At 45.1% G+C, this 19,795-nt stretch carries 10 protein-coding genes; 9 read left to right on the top strand and 1 reads right to left on the bottom strand.

The genetic code is table 11. The features are described 5' to 3' along the window. Nucleotides 1–90: 90 nt before the first annotated feature. From lepB to acpS, 6 genes are all read left to right on the top strand, one after another. Nucleotides 91–1,008, top strand: coding sequence for a signal peptidase I (lepB, locus tag SVI_RS04410; RefSeq protein WP_013050219.1), 918 nt, complete (start codon nucleotides 91–93; stop codon nucleotides 1,006–1,008). Continuing rightward, nucleotides 1,009–1,686: a ribonuclease III gene (gene rnc / locus SVI_RS04415; protein WP_013050220.1), complete on the top strand. Its 678-nt coding sequence runs from the start codon at nucleotides 1,009–1,011 to the stop codon at nucleotides 1,684–1,686. Continuing rightward, nucleotides 1,683–2,690 carry a GTPase Era gene (gene era / locus SVI_RS04420; protein ID WP_013050221.1) on the top strand — a complete coding sequence of 336 codons (1,008 nt, stop codon included), beginning with the start codon at nucleotides 1,683–1,685 and terminating at the stop codon, nucleotides 2,688–2,690. The genes rnc and era overlap by 4 nt, the downstream gene beginning before the upstream one ends. A gap of 202 nt (nucleotides 2,691–2,892) precedes the next feature. Further along, nucleotides 2,893–3,585: a DNA repair protein RecO gene (gene recO, locus SVI_RS04425; protein WP_013050222.1), complete on the top strand. Its 693-nt coding sequence runs from the start codon at nucleotides 2,893–2,895 to the stop codon at nucleotides 3,583–3,585. A gap of 317 nt (nucleotides 3,586–3,902) precedes the next feature. Further along, nucleotides 3,903–4,640, top strand: coding sequence for a pyridoxine 5'-phosphate synthase (gene pdxJ / locus SVI_RS04430; RefSeq protein WP_013050223.1), 738 nt, complete (start codon nucleotides 3,903–3,905; stop codon nucleotides 4,638–4,640). 142 nt (nucleotides 4,641–4,782) lie between these two features. After that, a complete protein-coding gene (gene acpS, locus SVI_RS04435) occupies nucleotides 4,783–5,181 on the top strand; it encodes a holo-ACP synthase (protein ID WP_013050224.1) in 399 nt (132 codons plus the stop codon). 947 nt (nucleotides 5,182–6,128) lie between these two features. On the opposite strand, the gene SVI_RS04440 is transcribed toward acpS, so the two are convergent. After that, nucleotides 6,129–8,063 carry a B12-binding domain-containing radical SAM protein gene (locus SVI_RS04440; RefSeq protein ID WP_041419678.1) on the bottom strand — a complete coding sequence of 645 codons (1,935 nt, stop codon included), beginning with the start codon at nucleotides 8,061–8,063 and terminating at the stop codon, nucleotides 6,129–6,131. A 963-nt stretch (nucleotides 8,064–9,026) separates the two neighbouring features. On the opposite strand from SVI_RS04440, the gene SVI_RS04450 reads away from it, so the two are divergent. From SVI_RS04450 to SVI_RS21970, 3 genes are read left to right on the top strand one after another with little or no spacing between them, the layout of a single operon-like run. Next, nucleotides 9,027–11,336 carry a type I secretion system permease/ATPase gene (locus SVI_RS04450; RefSeq protein WP_013050226.1) on the top strand — a complete coding sequence of 770 codons (2,310 nt, stop codon included), beginning with the start codon at nucleotides 9,027–9,029 and terminating at the stop codon, nucleotides 11,334–11,336. Beyond that, nucleotides 11,333–12,742, top strand: coding sequence for an HlyD family type I secretion periplasmic adaptor subunit (locus SVI_RS04455; RefSeq protein ID WP_013050227.1), 1,410 nt, complete (start codon nucleotides 11,333–11,335; stop codon nucleotides 12,740–12,742). The genes SVI_RS04450 and SVI_RS04455 overlap by 4 nt, the downstream gene beginning before the upstream one ends. Before the next feature lie 39 nt (nucleotides 12,743–12,781). Beyond that, nucleotides 12,782–19,585: a calcium-binding protein gene (locus tag SVI_RS21970; RefSeq protein WP_013050228.1), complete on the top strand. Its 6,804-nt coding sequence runs from the start codon at nucleotides 12,782–12,784 to the stop codon at nucleotides 19,583–19,585. The last annotated feature ends 210 nt before the right edge of the window (nucleotides 19,586–19,795 follow it).

The following is a 19,795-nucleotide window of genomic DNA, read 5'->3' on the forward strand; positions in this document are numbered from 1 at the left end:
CGTATAACTGACCTATCCATCACTGATATGAGTCAACTAAACTCACAGTGATAAATAGTATTTTTGTATGCAAGCAGGAGTTCATAAAGTATGGCAGCTTATTTTTCCCTCATTTTGGTACTGGTAACCTTGAGTAGTGGCCTGGTTTGGATGGCTGACGCTCTGTTACTCGCGCCTAAGCGTCGAGAGAAACTCGCTTTAGCCCAAGCAGTCAACGCGGATATTAGTGAAGAAATTGCCGAAAAAATCACCCGCGAGTCGGCGTTTGTCGAAACGTCCCGTTCTATCTTTCCGGTGATCGCATTCGTACTTATTTTGCGCTCATTTATCTATGAGCCTTTTCAGATCCCATCGGGTTCCATGATGCCAACCTTACTGGTTGGTGATTTTATCTTGGTAGAAAAGTTTAGCTATGGTTTGAAAGACCCAGTTTGGCGCAGTCAGTTAGTTGAAACAGGTAAACCTGAGCGCGGTGATATTACCGTATTCAAGTATCCGGAAAATCCTCGTATCGACTATATTAAGCGTGTCGTGGGTTTGCCTGGAGACAGAATCGTCTATCGCAATAAGCAGCTGTACATTCAGCCAGCTTGTGCAGAAGGTGAAACACCTTGTCCTGAACTAAAGCAAGTGACTCACGCCGGTGTTAATCAAGGCGAGTTTTCACAAGATGGTGTACCACTGACTCGTTATACCGAAAAGCTAGGTGAAGTGACCCATGACATCTTGATCAATCCGAGACGTCCAGATCCTACCTCTTACTACTTTCGTGAAGGCAATCTGCCAGTGGGTGAGTTTATCGTGCCCCAAGGCCATTACTTTATGATGGGTGATAACCGAGATAACAGTACCGACAGCCGTTTCTGGGGCTTCGTCCCAGAAGAGAATTTAGTGGGTAAGGCCGTGGCCATCTGGATAAGCTTCGAGTTTGACAGATCTAAGGCTGACTTCTTACCAAGCTGGATCCCAACGGGTGTCCGTTTCAATCGCGTAGGTGGAATTACTTAGATGGAACCGATTAAAAATATCCCGCGTCTATGCAGGACTTTAGGCTATCAATTTACCCAACAAGCGCATTTAGATCAGGCACTGACTCATAGAAGTGCCTCTAGCAAGCATAATGAACGTCTAGAGTTTCTAGGTGATTCGATCTTGTCTATTATTATATCTGATGCGCTATATCACCAATTTCCCAAGGTGACTGAAGGCGACCTTAGCCGCATGCGAGCTACACTTGTTTGCGGCAAGATGCTGGCGGAAATTGGGTTTGAGTTTAAACTTGGAGACTATCTTAAGTTAGGCCCAGGTGAACTTAAAAGTGGTGGGTTCAGGCGTGAGTCGATCATTGCCGATGGGGTAGAGGCCATCATAGGTGCTATCTATCTCGATGCCGATTTGGAGACCTGTCGAGCTCGAGTTCTGAGCTGGTATGAGTCACGCTTGGCAATCATAGAGCCTATTAATCAGAAAGATCCCAAGACCTTGCTACAAGAGTTGTTGCAAGGTTTTAAGAAGCCTCTGCCAGTTTACAAAGTGACAGATATTAAAGGTGAGGCACATGCACAGACCTTCACGGTCGAGTGTAGCGTCGAAGAGTTGAAGAAACCCCTTGTTGGGGTTGCAAGTTCACGAAGAAAAGCTGAGCAGATTGCCGCTGCACAGGTTTTGGAGTTAATCAAAAAATGAGTAAGAAAAAAGCGCCAGCAGCCAATGAAGCAGCCTCAAGTAACGAGCCTAGCTTAGACGACCTGTTAGCCCAGATGAATAACCCTTCATCAGGAGCAAAATACGATGTCACCTATTGTGGCATGGTCGCCATTGTTGGCCGCCCGAATGTGGGTAAATCGACCCTGCTGAATAAGCTACTGGGTCAGAAGATCAGTATTACCTCGAAGAAGCCGCAAACTACCCGTCATCGCATTATGGGGATCCACACTGTAGCCGAGCGTCAAGTCGTCTTTATCGACACGCCTGGTCTGCATATGGAAGAGAAACGCGCCATCAACCGTTTGATGAACCGCGCAGCAGCGAGCTCATTAGCCGAAGTCAGTTTGGTTGTCTTCGTCGTCGATGGCATGACCTGGACCGAAGATGATGACCTAGTTTTACGTAAATTACAGAGCCGTGATGATGGTCGTAAAACAGTTCTTGCGGTAAACAAGGTCGATAACATCAAGAATAAAGAGGAGTTATTCCCTTATCTTGAAGCGTTATCGAAGAAGTTTCCTTTCGATGAGATCTTACCTATCTCGGCGACAAAGGGCACTAACGTGCAGCGCATCTTAGACATGTCTATCGAGTCTCTGCCTGAATCGCCGCATTTCTTCCCAGAAGACTATGTCACCGACAGATCACAGAAGTTTATGGCGTCAGAAATTGTCCGTGAGAAACTGATGCGTTTCTTAGGGGATGAGCTGCCATACGATTGTACCGTCGAAATCGAGCAGTTTAAGATGATGGAAAATGGTGTCTATCAGATTAATGCCCTAGTGCTAGTTGAGCGTGAAACTCAGAAGCGCATGGTCATCGGCAACAAGGGTGATCGCATCAAGAAGATCAGCTCTGCCGCTCGTGTGGATATGGAAGTCATGTTCGATAACAAGGTTTTTCTCGAGATGTGGGTCAAGGTCAAGTCTGGTTGGGCCGATGATGAACGTGCACTTCGTAGCTTAGGCTATGGCGAAGATTAATCAATTAGCTTAGTGTGCACTCGGTGAAGCTGGCTAATGTGTCAGCTTTGCCGTTTATGCAGTCTGCTAATACTCGAACGAGTATGAGTCGATCTCTGAATGATTATCACAGTTAAACGAGTGTCGTTTATGTTGGAGTGCTAGTGATGATCACAGTTAACCCCCTTGATTGTATGATCTGCCTGATTTTGGATCTGAATTAATGGAGCGCGGCTACGTACTCCATACGCGTCCCTTCAAAGACTCCAGTGTGCTAGTCAATATGCTGGTCGATGGTCATGGACGAGTAGATTGTGTCGCTCGCCTCGGCAGCGGTAAGACCTCCATTAAAAGCATATTGCAACCTTTCCAACCGCTGATCTTTCAGCTGTCCGGCCGCACATCCCTGAGAAATATGAACAGTGTAGAGGCGGGGAGTCCAGCTATTCCGCTCTCGGGTGAGATTAGTTTTTCCGGCTTCTATCTCAATGAACTATTGGTTCGCTGCATCGCCGTGGATCATGGCGCCGAATCGCTGTTTTTTACCTACCACAAGACCTTGATGGCCATGGCTGCGGGTTTCTGTGAGAGTCAGTTACGCTATTTTGAATTAAGCCTGCTTAAAGAGCTAGGACTTATGCCGACGCTCAGAACCGACCTTGGCCAAGATCCCATAGAGGCAGATTACTATTATCGTTTACTGCCCGACGAAGGCTTTGTCAATGCCCTGGGTCCCAAGACATCTCATTACAGTGGCGAGATGTTATTGGCATTGGATGAGCATAGATTAGAAGCTAGGCATCTAAAACAAGCCAAATACCTGATGCGTTTGATGTTAGCACCTTGTTTGGGGGATAAACCGCTTAAATCTAGGGCACTATTTAGATATAAAACCGCATCTCCTTTACCTAAGTAGCTAGGGCCACTGAAGCAGACATATTAAATTCAGGTGATGAAATTTAGCCTCTACACTATTAATATCTAGACTATCCATATCTAAGCCATTCAAAGCTAAGCATTCAAATCTAAGCTATTCAAACTTAAACTATCAAATTTCAAGTCGTGAAAACTAAATCCTAGCTGATTTTAATCCTAAGATGATATTTCTTCATGCTATCTACTGCCGCAAGTGTTTTGTCATTTCACCTTTCCATGTAACCTGAGTACAATACTGCAATCTGTTTGACGACGCGTAAGCCGCCGCAAACTCACCCTATTTTCTGAGGATACTCAATGAGCCGCATCTTACTTGGCGTTAATATCGATCACATTGCAACTCTACGTCAGGCCCGTGGGACCTCATATCCCGATCCCGTTCATGCCGCAGCAGTAGCAGAGCATGCAGGCGCAGAAGGCATTACCGTGCACCTGCGAGAAGACAGACGTCATATCATAGACAGAGACATCTATCTGTTGGCAAAAACCCTCAAGACTCGGATGAATTTTGAGATGGCGGTTACCGATGAGATGCTAGACATAGCCTGTGAAGTCAAACCGACTTACGTGTGTTTAGTTCCTGAGAAACGTGAAGAGCTCACCACCGAAGGCGGACTCGATGTTGCGGGCCAAATGGGTAAGATTGCCGCTGCAATACAACGTCTCGATGATGTGGGTGTTAAAGTCTCGCTATTTATCGATGCCGATAAAGCTCAGATCGACGCTGCAGTTGCCGTGAAGGCCCCTCTGATTGAGATCCACACCGGCTGTTACGCCGATGCCGAAAACGAAGTAGAAGAGGCCAAGGAGCTTGCACGCATCAAGGAGATGGCAACCTACGCCCACTCTAAAGGCTTGATCGTCAATGCAGGCCATGGACTTCACTATCACAACGTTAAGCCAATCGCCGCTATCCCTGAGCTGTATGAGCTAAACATAGGTCACGCCATCATAGCCCGCGCCGTCATCGATGGCTTAGATAAAGCGGTAAGAGACATGAAGCAACTGATGAACCAAGGTCGCAGAGGCGAATAAGCCCTGGGGAAAATGAGTTATAAGCGATAAGTTACGGGCTGCGAGTTGGCTTGCTGCCCGTCCCTTTCTTAGCTTTAACTTAAGACTTTCTTAGCTCTGTATTGAGCTTGGAACTTACAGCTTCTCAGCGCTAAGGATATATATGATTGTTGGTCTAGGCACAGATATCGCCGAGATTGAACGTATCGAGCAAAAAGTACCAGCTGCTGGTGACCTTGACGGCTTGGCTCAGTGCCGTTTAGCCAAACGCGTGCTTACCGGAACTGAAATGGCGATTTTTATCGCCTCATCAAAACCCGGACGTTATCTGGCCAAACGCTTCGCCGCCAAGGAAGCAGCTGCCAAAGCTTTAGGCACAGGCATAGGCCGGGGCGTCTCATTTCAGCATATCGAGATAAGCAATGACGCCAATGGCGCTCCACTGGTGAGTTTCAGCGGCGGCGCGGCAGAAAGACTGGCACTGCTTGGTGGTGTGAGAGGGCATATATCTATTGCCGATGAGAAGCACTATGCTACTGCAACAGTGATTCTGGAATCTTGAGAATAAGATTCTGGTAATTCCTTTTTAGCTACATTTGTGTTGGCTAGCGTGTCTTAAGTTTGTATCTTCATTTTATCTAGCGCCTGCCCGGTGAAGCATGTGCACTCTTTACTTTGAAAAGGTTCTGCGAGTCGCTGGCTCTGGATTTCTTTGATATTGGGTCGTGGGTTTGAAGCTTGTTGCTTCAATTTCATCTAACGCTTCCCAGCGGGGGATGTGCAGATACTTCTGCAAGTCGCTGCAAGCACATCCATGTGAGCTCTGCCAAATCAAACAACGTCCATGTTTAACGGCCAGTTCGACATCCAGTCTCTCGTTCGAAGAGTTTCATTTCATGAAACCTCACCCTGAAATCGAAGCTCGCAGCCGTATCTACACTCAGTTATTTACTTCTTCGATTTAGGTTTCATTGGTTGAGTCGGTAACACGGAAATGCCCCAAAGTAAGCTAGCCTTCGAATGAAGGCTGATTACATTTTCTGATTTAGTTTCTGGCTGGGTGGGTATTGGGGAGTGTGTTTGAAAGTCATACCTTCATGGTTATCTATCGCTTGCAGCGGGTGCCGTGCATGGATGCACAAATGTCGTGATCACATGGATGTGAATCAACGACCTTATGGGCACTCTTTACTTTGAAAGGGTTCTACGAGACGCCGGCTCTTGATTTCATGAGAGTCTTCCATGTGGGCTCTGCCAAATCAAACAAGGTCCATGTTTAACGGCCAGTTCGACATCCAGTCTCTCGTTCGAAGAGTTTCATTTCATGAAACCTCACCCTGAAATCGAAGCTCGCAGCCGCATCTACACAGGGTTATTCTTCTCTTCGATTTTAGCTTTATAGCTTAAGATCCACGTCCTATCTCATTGTTTCTGTTTATCTTTTGCGGGGCTTCGCCAGGCTAGAACCCCTTTGTTTCATTTCGTCAATTCAGGACTCTTAGCTGCTGATTATTCTTCACTGCAGGCGATTAGATTGTTAACCGCTTTTGATATCAGGTCTTTTTTCATTTTAGTACGTGTAACAGGCTGATCAAACCAGAAGCTCATCGGCTGATCAAAGCCAATACCGTGCATATAATTGTAGATAGCCTTACGCAGCCCTTCCCCAAGCATTTCATGATCCACGCCAGTTGGGTCAGTGAAGTCCACATCGTTTTCTGCGAATAAGATCTCAGGGCGCTCAGCAAGCGTGATGCCAAACTTCTCAGGGTTCATACCAATAGGACTGTGAATCGTGGCCACAAAACGGTGCCAGTAAGCGGACTGGAAACAACCTTGCTCCATCATCTGACGCACCATCTCCAGCGAATCTATGGTTTCTTGCTCGGTTTGTGTGGGGAAACCGTACATCAAATAGGCATGAACCAAGATACCTGCATTACTGAAGGCCTTAGTTACGTTGCCGACCCGCTCAACACTCACGCCTTTTTTCATCAGTTTCAATAGACGATCCGACGCCACTTCAAGACCGCCGCTAACAGCGATACAACCAGAATCCGCTAGCAACTGGCAACGCGCTTCGCTAAACGTTCTCTCAAAACGGATATTGCCCCACCAGCTGATCACGACCTTGCGCTCAATTAACCGTTTTGCTAGGGCAAATAACGTCTTTGGCGGTAGGGCTTCATCGACGAAATGGAAACCTGTCTGTCCGGTTTCTTCGATGAGTTCCTCGATTCTATCCACCAGAATATCGGCTCCAGCGGTATCGTAGCGGTCGATATAGTCCAGACTGACATCGCAAAAGCTGCATTTACGCCAGTAACAGCCATGAGCTATGGTCAGTTTATTCCAGCGTCCATCGCTCCAAATACGGTGCATGGGATTGAGCATTTCACACAAAGACAGGTATTCACTCAATGGCAGGCCATCGTATATTGGTGCACCGACTTCGCTTTGTGGAATATCATGGAGCTGAGCATTTTCATTGAAGTGTACGTATGCTTGGCCATTTTCATCCTCTGCGAGGAAATAGGTTCGCACCAGAGACTCTATCTCAAGTTGTCCTGCAAAGTATTCCAGCAAGGTTATAAAAGGACGTTCGCCGTCGTCCAGACAGATAAAATCGACAAACTCAAAAACTCGCGTGTCCTTCAACGCACGCAGCTCGGTATTGATAAAACCACCGCCCATCACTATGGGTATATCAGGATTGATGGCTTTACAGGTTTGCGCTATACGTAAGGCTCCCAGCATATTACCGGGAAAAGGCACGGTTAAGGCGACTACGCTAGGTTGAGTTTCTTCCAAATACTGCTCGACCAATTGTTCTAAAATTTCCGAGCTGAAACTAGGTTCACCCATCAAGGTATCGTAGAGGTTGTCAAAGCTTGGGTTGGCCGCTGCTAATTTCTCACCATAACGGCTCACTTCAAAATAGGGATCAACCCCCTGAGTAATGACCTGAGACAGGTCATTAATAAACAGAGTTGCTAGATATTTGGCTTTATCTTGTACGCCTAGATTGCCAAAGGCCGCTTGCATCACATCGCCAGATACGGCTTCCATTTGAGCAATAGTGTCAAACGCTGGGCCTTCTGGTAAAAAACGACGGGAGTTAATACGCAGTGCAAGGCTGGGATCTTTGCCCTGCAAAAAGCGAATCGCAAGCTCAACTGTCTGATGATAACGGTCAAAGTCAGCCAGGAAACTAAAGATCACCTCAGGCAGCTCATCGTCTTCAAAGTGCTCGAAGTTTTCTTCCACATGCTGACGAATAATCTCCAGTGCAGGCGCTGTCATCATTTCGAGGAAAAGCTCAATAGCAGGATCTCGCTGAACCGCCTCATAGCCTCTAGAGCGTAAGAAACCAGTTAAATACGCTGTTGCCGGATAGGGCGTATTCAGCTGGGTCATAGGTGGGGTCATTAGAAGAACGGTCATAGCCTGCCTTTAAATAGTAATACTTGGATACTCTGTATGAAAATGAACGGTGACGAAACCGTTGTAGCAGACAGAGTGTGGCAGCAAGCCCCTATGTCAGGATTGTTGCCATAAAAATTAGCGGGTATTCTAGCAAATGTGCTATGTCCGTTCTACTTCAAAATGTACTTGATTCCCAGACTCAGTGCCGTTTAGCTAAACGCGTGCTTAGTGAATTGAAATGGCTATCTTTATCGTCTCATCAAAACCTAAGGTTATTTGGCCAAGCGTTGCGCAGGCAAAGATTTAGGCTCTGGCGGCGTCTCGTTTCAGCGGCGGCGCAGCAGAAAGACTCGCGCTGCTTAGTGACACGGCTTGGTGGTTTGGAGTGTGAGAGGGCACATCTCTATTGTCGATGAGAAGCACAAGGCTACTACTAACAGTGATTCTGGAATCTTGAGAATAAGATTCTGGTAATTCCTTTTTGGCTACATTTGTGTTGGCCGGATAGGTGAAGACCGACATTCAGTTCTACCTATAGCCTGCGGCTTGCTCATGTGCAGCTACTTCTGTGAGTCGCCGGCTCTTGATTTCATAAGAGTCATCCTTGGGTGCTCTTCGATTTACCTTTTATAGATTAAGGTAACTTCATTCAATAAGTTTATTTTTCTAGTTCTCTATAACTTGTCCATAGAGCAATACTGAGGTGTACTTTATTACTAGTCATTTTTTTATCCATTCGAGTGGTTTGTTTTGAGGAACATATTGATTGAGAGCAGTATCACATTACAATTAATTGTTAGGCTAATATTATTTGTAGTCTTTACAGGTTCATTTGAAACCAAGTGTTGCGTAGGTGGTGTTGATGTAGTACAAAAGTGTGGTTGTTTTGTTGCTTGTTGTTGGGAAGGTGGTTTTTGGTGGCCATGATTTTCTATAAGTAATCATTTTTCAAAATGATTTTAACGATTAAGTTGTAAAAATATGGATTCTGGTCTTCATTCTCTTGTCGCTATAGCGCGTTTTCATCAGTTGCCAGCGGAGCCTGAGCAGCTGTCTCATGAGTTCGGTATATCGGGCACTTTATTTTCTGATACTGAAATATTGTTGGCGGCGAAAGCGCTGACCCTAAAAGCTAAGCAGCTGACTTTATCTATCTCAGAGCTTAAAAACGGTATCTTGCCTGCTATAGCTAAAGATAAGCAAGGTGGTTATTTTATAATCGCAAGATTGTCATCAGATAATCTTTCAGAGTCTTTTGATCCGATTGATGAACAACAAGACGTTAGCCAGTCTAAGGCGAAACAAGATAATATTTTGATCCATGATCTTACTCAGGGCGCGCCTCGAACTGTATCTGTTGATGAATTAAAACAGCGTTGGACGGGCGAACTGATTGCACTGGTCAGGCGTCAAGGGTTTGGTGAGAGCCTGCAGCAAAAGTTTGATATCTCTTGGTTTATTCCTTCATTAGTAAAATACCGAAAATTGTTCGGAGAGGTGCTGATTGCTTCTTTCTTTTTGCAAATTTTTGCCCTAGTCATTCCACTCTTCTTTCAAGTGGTCATGGATAAAGTTCTGGTACATCGTGGTTTCACCACTCTAGATGTGCTTGCGGTAGGTTTTTTTGTAGTGGTGGTATTTGAAGCCATATTAGGAGGGATTCGTAATTACACTTTTAGTCATACGACTAACCGGATCGATGTTGAACTAGGTTCCCGCCTTTTTCAGCATCTATTGAATTTACCTTTATCATATTTTGAGTCCAGGCAGGTCGGTCAGAATGTGGCTAGAGTCAGAGAACTTGATACCATACGTAACTTCATAACGGGGACGGCTCTAACGTTAGTGATAGACCTTCTGTTCGTTTTCGTTTTCTTAGGTGTGATGTGGTACTACAGCCCGACGCTTACCTGGATAGTGATGGGCAGTATTCCCTTCTATATTCTGTTATCTGTGTTTATAACCCCTATTTTACGACGTCGTCTCGATGAGAAGTTCAAGCATGGCGCGGCTAATACCGCTTTTTTGACCGAGGCTATTACCGGAATTAGTACCGTTAAGTCGATGGCGGTTGAACCTCAGATGCGACGTAAATTAGAAGATCACTTATCCAGTTATGTGCATGCTTCTTTTCGAAGCCAAAACCTAGGTAATATAGCTGGACAAATAGCGGGACTTATTAATAAATTGGTCACCTTAGGCATTATTTGGGTGGGGGCGCATTTAGTCATAGATGGCCAAATAAGCGTAGGTCAGCTGGTTGCATTTAATATGCTTGCGGGGCGTGTCAGTGGACCCATTCTCAAACTTGTACAGCTTTGGCAAGACTTTCAGCAGGCGGGAATATCTATCGAGCGATTGGGAGATATCTTGAATACACCAAAGGAACCTGGATTTAACCCTAACCGATCACGTCTACCTTCGTTGCAAGGTGCGATTACTTTTGAGCATGTTCGTTTCCGCTATCGACCAGATGGTCCGGTTATTCTCAATGAGATAAATCTGCAGACTCGACCAGGTGAGGTGATAGGTATTGTCGGGCGTTCCGGTTCAGGAAAAAGCACCATTACTAAGCTGGTGCAACGACTCTATATTCCCGAGTCGGGGAGAGTGCTCGTGGATGGTGTAGACCTTTCTATGATAGACACGGCCTGGCTTCGTAAACAGATTGGTGTGGTATTACAGGAGAATTTTCTGTTTAACCGTACGATACGGGAAAATATTGCCTTAACTGATCCTTCTATTTCTATGGAACGTGTAGTTGCTGCGGCCAAGATGGCAGGTGCACATGAGTTTATTGTCGAGCTACCGGAAGGGTATGACAATATTGTTGGTGAGCAAGGCAGTAATCTATCTGGGGGACAGAGGCAAAGATTGGCTATTGCCCGTGCACTAATAGGTAATCCTCGTATTTTGATTTTTGATGAAGCGACCAGTGCACTGGATTATGAGTCAGAACGCTTAGTGCAAGACAATATGGCGCGGATTTGTAAGGGGCGTACCGTGTTTATTATTGCCCACAGACTGACTACTGTTCGTCAGTGTAATCGTATTATTGTGATGGACAAGGGCCGTATCGTAGAGCAGGGAAATCATGACCGCTTAATCGCTCACAATGGTTATTACGCCAAGTTGCACAGCTATCAAAGTCATACGCCTAATCTACATCCAGTAGAATCTAATCAAGCTAACTATTCCCAAGCTAAGCAGGTAAGAACTACAGCTAAAAATAACAGGGTTAATACATCGAGCCCTTCAGCTGCTAAGCATAGCACTGAGGAGAAGATATGAGTGCCTGGGGAATACTAAAAGATGCATGGAAAAATCGTGACAAGTTGGGCGATGGCAATACTAGTCGAGACTTAGCCGCGTTTCTACCTGCAGCGCTTGAAATTCAAGAAACACCGCCAAACCCGCTTGCGCGTAAGTTAGGCTGGAGTTTGCTTGTTCTTCTGGTTATTGCAATTATTTGGGCCTGTTTAGGTGAGGTCAATATTGTCGCCTCGGCTGAAGGTAAAATTATCCCAAGTTCTAAAGTGAAGTTGATCCAGCCTTTAGAAAAATCGGTAGTGAAAAACATCTTAGTACGTGAAGGCCAATATGTGCACAAAGGTCAGCTACTAATTGAGTTAGACAGCACCTTAACAACCGCCGATGAGAAGCGCCTAAGTGGTGAACTGCACAGTGCTCGTCTGAGCCTAGCGGGTAGTCAAGCGCTGTTAGTTATGCTAACGCAAGATGCCAATGACACCAATATAGCTTTAGCTTCACTGGCTTTCCCCAATGTGCCTAATGCGTCTCAAATCGAACTCGATCTACATAAGCGGCTTTTGTGGCAGCAATGGCTGCAATTTCGCGCCCAATGGCAGATGCTGCAGAGTAATCTTTTGCAAAAACAAGCAGAGCAAGCTGCCAGTAATGAGGTGATAGCTAAGCTCGAACAAATATTGCCTATTATCACTAAGCGTGCTAACACAATGAAGGGCTTGCACAGTCAAAATTATGCTTCGGAAAACGACTATTTAGCACTCGAGCAAGAGCGCATTCAATACACTCACGACTTAGCCGCCGAGCGCCAGAGACTTAAGCAATTACAAGCATCAGAATCGGAAGTCAGACAGCAACTTAACACTTTAAAGGCGCAGACTTCGGTCACCGAGTTGACCAAAATACCGCAGATCCAACAACAAATAGCCTCGTTGAAAGAGGAGTTGGCCAAGGCCGTCGATCGTAATAGTAAACAGGTTTTATATGCGCCAGTGTCTGGCCAAGTGCAAGAGTTAAGCATAGGGACCGTAGGTGGAGTGGTGACCGAAGCGCAGCAGCTCATGTTAATCGTACCTGATGAAGTGCAACTCGATGTCGAAGTGTTCTTAGAGAATAAAGACATTGGTTTCGTACGCGAGCAGATGCTAGCCGAGATAAAAATTCATACCTTCCCCTTTACTAAATACGGGATTATTGATGGTGAAGTGATCTCGATATCAGATGACGCCACCGTCGATGAGCAGCGCGGCTTAATCTATGGTATGCGCCTCAAAATGAAACAGAGCACCATCATGGTTGATGGCAAAGAGATAAAGCTGATGCCCGGTATGGCTGTTACCGCCGAAGTACAAACGGGCAAGCGACGAATTATCGAGTTCTTTATGGCGCCGTTACTTAGGTATAGGCAAGAGAGTATTAGGGAACGTTAAATTTTGGCTTTATGCCTAGCAATATAATAAGGATGTTTTATGAGTTATCCATACCCTGAAGTTGTGAATGATAATACTGTTCATTGGGAAAATGAACAAGGTGAGCAAATTGAAGCGTCATCAGACGGTTCTATAAAAGTCACTGACTCAAAAGGCAATACAGCAACTGTAACATTCGTTGGTGACGAGGCTGGTACAGTTGCTGTTGACTATGGCAATGGTCAAATTTCCTATTACGATGGCGAGTATGGCGTTTCAATCCCGCTAGCCGGGGGAATTCAGTATAACTATGACTCTAAAACTGGTGATTATTCATTCGACATGTCAGTAAAAACACCTGGAAGTAAATTCCTTGGTGCAGGTATGGATGCCAAGCTAAAAGGAAATTCAAGTACTGGCGTAACAGGGATGGATTTTTCGGCTAGCTTAACTGCAGGCGTAGGTGTGGCAAATGCGAAACTAACCGCTGGTATTTCTGTTGGAGAAAACGGGAAATTAACAGGTGTTACCTCCTTAGTCTTAGAAACACCATTAGGTGATATTCCTATAGCCGAAGGTGAAGTTGGTTTAGGCAGTCTAGATCCTAATGCTTGGTTAGAACATTCTGGAATATTTGGTGATACCTCACTCGGTAATGCCTATCAACTACTGGCGAGCCGAGGTCTGTATCTCGATGGAATGAACAATGGCAGTATTCCCGGTGGTATGTCCCACCAAGAATGGCTCGATCAGTTAAATGCGGCGGCCGATCTCAAAATTGATTCCGATCTACAGCTCGATGCTAATGCAATTGAACAATCTATGGTTCGTCGTGATCCCCTAGTATTCGATCTCGATGGAGATGGTATTGAGACGGTATCATCTGATGCCGGAATCATCTTCGATCATGATGGTGATGGCATTAAGCAAGGTACAGGTTGGGTCGGTGCCGATGATGGTTTATTGGTATTAGATATCAATGGCAATGGTACGATTGATTCCGGTAAAGAGCTCTTTGGGGATAATACCGACTTAGCCAATGGTGAAAAGGCGCGTAATGGGTTTGCTGCATTACGAGATTTAGACAGCAATGGCGATGGCATTATCGACAGTAATGATGCCGTATACAGTCAATTAAAAATTTGGCAAGACGCTAACCAAGATGGCATAAGCCAAGCGTCAGAAATGAAAACACTTTCTGAACTAGATATAGCCTCTATTAACCTAAATGATGCTGAGTACGTCAATCAAATCCAAGAGGATAACCTAATCAGTTTTACCTCTGAGTACACAGATTCAGAGGGGAATGCTCACAGTTTTGGCACCCTAGATTTTGCCGTCAATGGGTTTCACCGTGAATTTAATGCCATTGCAATAAGTGAAGAAGCTCAGGGAATCGTCGATTTTAAAGGCTCTGGTTATGTACGTGATCTCCGAGAAGCAGCCACTCAAAATGCCGACTTGTTAGCCATTTACAATCAGTTTTCTCAGGCAACAACTAGGGCTGAACAGGATAGTTTGATAGATAAACTGCTAGCTGAGTGGGTTACTTCTAAGGGGAATATGAGCAGTCATACGAGTGGAGAGGGGTTACTAGCTGAAAGATTAAAGCAGGCGACTTTAAATTTCTCTTTAAGTGAAACTTCTGATGTTACTCAAGGAGCTGATAAGACTAGGTGGGTTTATTCTGATTTTTATATCCATGATCACATTCCAGTAGAGTATCATGAGCAACTTTATAAATTTGCTGAAACCCCGAGTGGTTACCTATTCAGCGATAATTATTTTTCAAAATCCTCAGCGTATTTACTGAACAACGGATTTACCGAGTTAGCATCAGGGCCAATAGTTAACGGGAGCTTTGAGGCATCACATCCTACTGAGCAGATAGAACAAATGCTCTATATCCTTGAAATGTTCTCTGGTCGCTCTATTTCTGCTACCCAATTTGTTCTTAATGGACAAAGAGGTTTTCTTGCTATGCATTTTGATGCTGTTGGGCCTGTGATTAATGCATATGAAAACCTTAGATCTAACATCTTTAACTCACTGATGTTCTCTACACGCTTAGCGCATATTTCTGACTCTATAGAAATCGTATTTGATGTCGATGGCCTGTCTTATGATATGACGGCTTGGGAAGCTGAGCTGATTAAGTTGATAGAAGCCGATCCTGCAACTGGCGTGGCAGATGCTATGAGTGCATTAGACTTTTATGAGCCATATATAAGTCAAAGTGATTGGAGCCAGGGGGCATTTATGTCTCAGTTATTCAATGAGATTTTACCAGAACTCTCTCCTGATGCAGATCCAATTAGCTTTTTTCCAAGTGCATATGTTGAAGAAATCACTGAAGCTCAATTAGCTACCGAGCTCGAAGGTAATAAGATAGCTGCTACAGGTAGTGATGGTGATGACACTATCAGAGCAAGATCAGGGTCTAATTCTGGTGTGTTTATCTTAGCTAATAATGGCAATGACCGTGTATTTGGTGCCAATGGCGATGATTATATAGATGGTGGATCTGGTGATGACTATTTGTATGGTAGTAATGGCCATGACCAGCTGGTTGGCGGTGAGGGTAACGATATCCTCGATGGCGGTAACGGCGATGATGTGTTGTCAGGTGGTGCGGGTAATGATGTTCTGACTGGTGGTTATGGTAATGACCGTTTCTTATTTGGTTATGGTGATGGTCAGGATACACTCTCAGATTATGACACCAGTACAACGAACAAAGATACTTTAGCCTTTGGTGCTAATATCAGCATAGCGGATGTAACGTTGGTTAAATCGGGTAATAGCCTTGTTGTCCAGCTTGCGGGCAGTACGGATCAGATATCTATTATGAATTGGTTCGTCAGTAGTCGTTATCAGCTTGAGAGTTTTGAATTTGCTGACGGAACAGTGTACAGCCGAGAGGATATGTTGAGTTTATTGCCTGTGGAGTCAAAAGGTACGGACGCCAATGATTCACTGACGGGCTATACGGGTACGGATACCATGTATGGCGGTGCGGGTAATGACACGTTATCCAGTGTGGATGGTGATGATAAGTTGTACGGTGAAGCGGGCGACGACAAGTTGACAGCTGGCAATGGAGTTGATCAACTGTTTGGTGGTGAGGGTAATGACACGCTTGATGGTGGTTATGGTGATGACTTGTTGTCGGGTGGTGCGGGTAATGATGTTCTGACTGGTGGTTATGGTAATGACCGTTTCTTATTTGGTTATGGTGATGGTCAGGATACACTCTCAGATTATGACACCAGTACAACGAACAAAGATACTTTAGTCTTTGGTGCCAATATCAGCATCGCGGATGTAACGTTGGTTAAATCGGGTAATAGCCTTGTTGTCCAGCTTGCGGGCAGTACGGATCAGATATCTATTATGAATTGGTTCGTCAGTAGTCGTTATCAGCTTGAGAGTTTTGAATTTGCTGACGGAACAGTGTACAGCCGAGAGGATATGTTGAGTTTATTGCCTGTGGAGTCAAAAGGTACGGACGCCAATGATTCACTGACGGGCTATACGGGTACGGATACCATGTATGGCGGTGCGGGTAATGACACGTTATCCAGTGTGGATGGTGATGATAAGTTGTACGGTGAAGCGGGCGACGACAAGTTGACAGCTGGCAATGGAGTTGATCAACTGTTTGGTGGTGAGGGTAATGACACGCTTGATGGTGGTTATGGTGATGACTTGTTGTCGGGTGGTGCGGGTAATGATGTTCTGACTGGTGGTTATGGTAATGACCGTTTCTTATTTGGTTATGGTGATGGTCAGGATACACTCTCAGATTATGACACCAGTACAACGAACAAAGATACTTTAGTCTTTGGTGCCAATATCAGCATAGCGGATGTAACGTTGGTTAAATCGGGTAATAGCCTTGTTGTCCAGCTTGCGGGCAGTACGGATCAGATATCTATTATGAATTGGTTCGTCAGTAGTCGTTATCAGCTTGAGAGTTTTGAATTTGCTGACGGAACAGTGTACAGCCGAGAGGATATGTTGAGTTTATTGCCTGTGGAGTCAAAAGGTACGGACGCCAATGATTCACTGACGGGCTATACGGGTACGGATACCATGTATGGCGGTGCGGGTAATGACACGTTATCCAGTGTGGATGGTGATGATAAGTTGTACGGTGAAGCGGGCGACGACAAGTTGACAGCTGGCAATGGAGTTGATCAACTGTTTGGTGGTGAGGGTAATGACACGCTTGATGGTGGTTATGGTGATGACTTGTTGTCGGGTGGTGCGGGTAATGATGTTCTGACTGGTGGTTATGGTAATGACCGTTTCTTATTTGGTTATGGTGATGGTCAGGATACACTCTCAGATTATGACACCAGTACAACGAACAAAGATACTTTAGTCTTTGGTGCCAATATCAGCATAGCGGATGTAACGTTGGTTAAATCGGGTAATAGCCTTGTTGTCCAGCTTGCGGGCAGTACGGATCAGATATCTATTATGAATTGGTTCGTCAGTAGTCGTTATCAGCTTGAGAGTTTTGAATTTGCTGACGGAACAGTGTACAGCCGAGAGGATATGTTGAGTTTATTGCCTGTGGAGTCAAAAGGTACGGACGCCAATGATTCACTGACGGGCTATACGGGTACGGATACCATGTATGGCGGTGCGGGTAATGACACGTTATCCAGTGTGGATGGTGATGATAAGTTGTACGGTGAAGCGGGCGACGACAAGTTGACAGCTGGCAATGGAGTTGATCAACTGTTTGGTGGTGAGGGTAATGACACGCTTGATGGTGGTTATGGTGATGACTTGTTGTCGGGTGGTGCGGGTAATGATGTTCTGACTGGTGGTTATGGTAATGACCGTTTCTTATTTGGTTATGGTGATGGTCAGGATACACTCTCAGATTATGACACCAGTACAACGAACAAAGATACTTTAGTCTTTGGTGCCAATATCAGCATAGCGGATGTAACGTTGGTTAAATCGGGTAATAGCCTTGTTGTCCAGCTTGCGGGCAGTACGGATCAGATATCTATTATGAATTGGTTCGTCAGTAGTCGTTATCAGCTTGAGAGTTTTGAATTTGCTGACGGAACAGTGTACAGCCGAGAGGATATGTTGAGTTTATTGCCTGTGGAGTCAAAAGGTACGGACGCCAATGATTCACTGACGGGCTATACGGGTACGGATACCATGTATGGCGGTGCGGGTAATGACACGTTATCCAGTGTGGATGGTGATGATAAGTTGTACGGTGAAGCGGGCGACGACAAGTTGACAGCTGGCAATGGAGTTGATCAACTGTTTGGTGGTGAGGGTAATGACACGCTTGATGGTGGTTATGGTGATGACTTGTTGTCGGGTGGTGCGGGTAATGATGTTCTGACTGGTGGTTATGGTAATGACCGTTTCTTATTTGGTTATGGTGATGGTCAGGATACACTCTCAGATTATGACACCAGTGCAACGAACAAAGATACTTTAGTCTTTGGTGCCAATATCAGCATAGCGGATGTAACGTTGGTTAAATCGGGTAATAGCCTTGTTGTCCAGCTTGCGGGCAGTACGGATCAGATATCTATTATGAATTGGTTCGTCAGTAGTCGTTATCAGCTTGAGAGTTTTGAATTTGCTGACGGAACAGTGTACAGCCGAGAGGATATGTTGAGTTTATTGCCTGTGGAGTCAAAAGGTACGGACGCCAATGATTCACTGACGGGCTATACGGGTACGGATACCATGTATGGCGGTGCGGGTAATGACACGTTATCCAGTGTGGATGGTGATGATAAGTTGTACGGTGAAGCGGGCGACGACAAGTTGACAGCTGGCAATGGAGTTGATCAACTGTTTGGTGGTGAGGGTAATGACACGCTTGATGGTGGTTATGGTGATGACTTGTTGTCGGGTGGTGCGGGTAATGATGTTCTGACTGGTGGTTATGGTAATGACCGTTTCTTATTTGGTTATGGTGATGGTCAGGATACACTCTCAGATTATGACACCAGTGCAACGAACAAAGATACTTTAGTCTTTGGTGCCAATATCAGCATAGCGGATGTAACGTTGGTTAAATCGGGTAATAGCCTTGTTGTCCAGCTTGCGGGCAGTACGGATCAGATATCTATTATGAATTGGTTCGTCAGTAGTCGTTATCAGCTTGAGAGTTTTGAATTTGCTGACGGAACAGTGTACAGCCGAGAGGATATGTTGAGTTTATTGCCTGTGGAGTCAAAAGGTACGGACGCCAATGATTCACTGACGGGCTATACGGGTACGGATACCATGTATGGCGGTGCGGGTAATGACACGTTATCCAGTGTGGATGGTGATGATAAGTTGTACGGTGAAGCGGGCGACGACAAGTTGACAGCTGGCAATGGAGTTGATCAACTGTTTGGTGGTGAGGGTAATGACACGCTTGATGGTGGTTATGGTGATGATCTGTTGTCGGGTGGTGCAGGTAATGACACTTTAAATGCAGGTGGTGGCAGTGATATTTATCAGTTTGGTTCTGGTAGCGGGCAAGATATCATAAACAATTATGATTCAAGTTCATCCAGTATTGATGTTGCACGCTTCGATGATGTATCAATCGAAGATCTCTGGTTTAGTCGTGATGGTAATAACTTGCAGATTAATATCATTGGAACTGATGATCAGGTAGAGGTTAATAACTGGTATAACGATACTAACTATCAACTTGATCAAATTCAGGTAGGGGGTTCTGTTTTATTGAATAATCAGCTTGAACAACTTGTTTCAGCCATGGCAAGTTTCGATGTTCCAAGTAATGCTGGTAGTGTTGTTACACAAGCAACCAAAGATGAGTTACAGCCCATCTTGGTCGAGAGTTGGCAAACGCTATAGTTAACTTACTCTCTAGCTTCACCTGATAGCTAAATGGCATCTTACATTGAGTAAGATGCCATTTTTTTATTTAGAATCATGTATTATCTTCTCCTTTGATAAACTGATGTTAGCCAAAAATTGTTAGGTACTACTTGAATAAAGTGTGAACGCAGCTGTGACCTTCGACATCAGGGCGAGGTTTCACAACGTGAAACTACCCAAGTGAGA

The sequence above is a fragment of the Shewanella violacea DSS12 genome (assembly GCF_000091325.1).
In the GTDB taxonomy this organism is placed as follows: Bacteria; Pseudomonadota; Gammaproteobacteria; order Enterobacterales; family Shewanellaceae; genus Shewanella; species Shewanella violacea.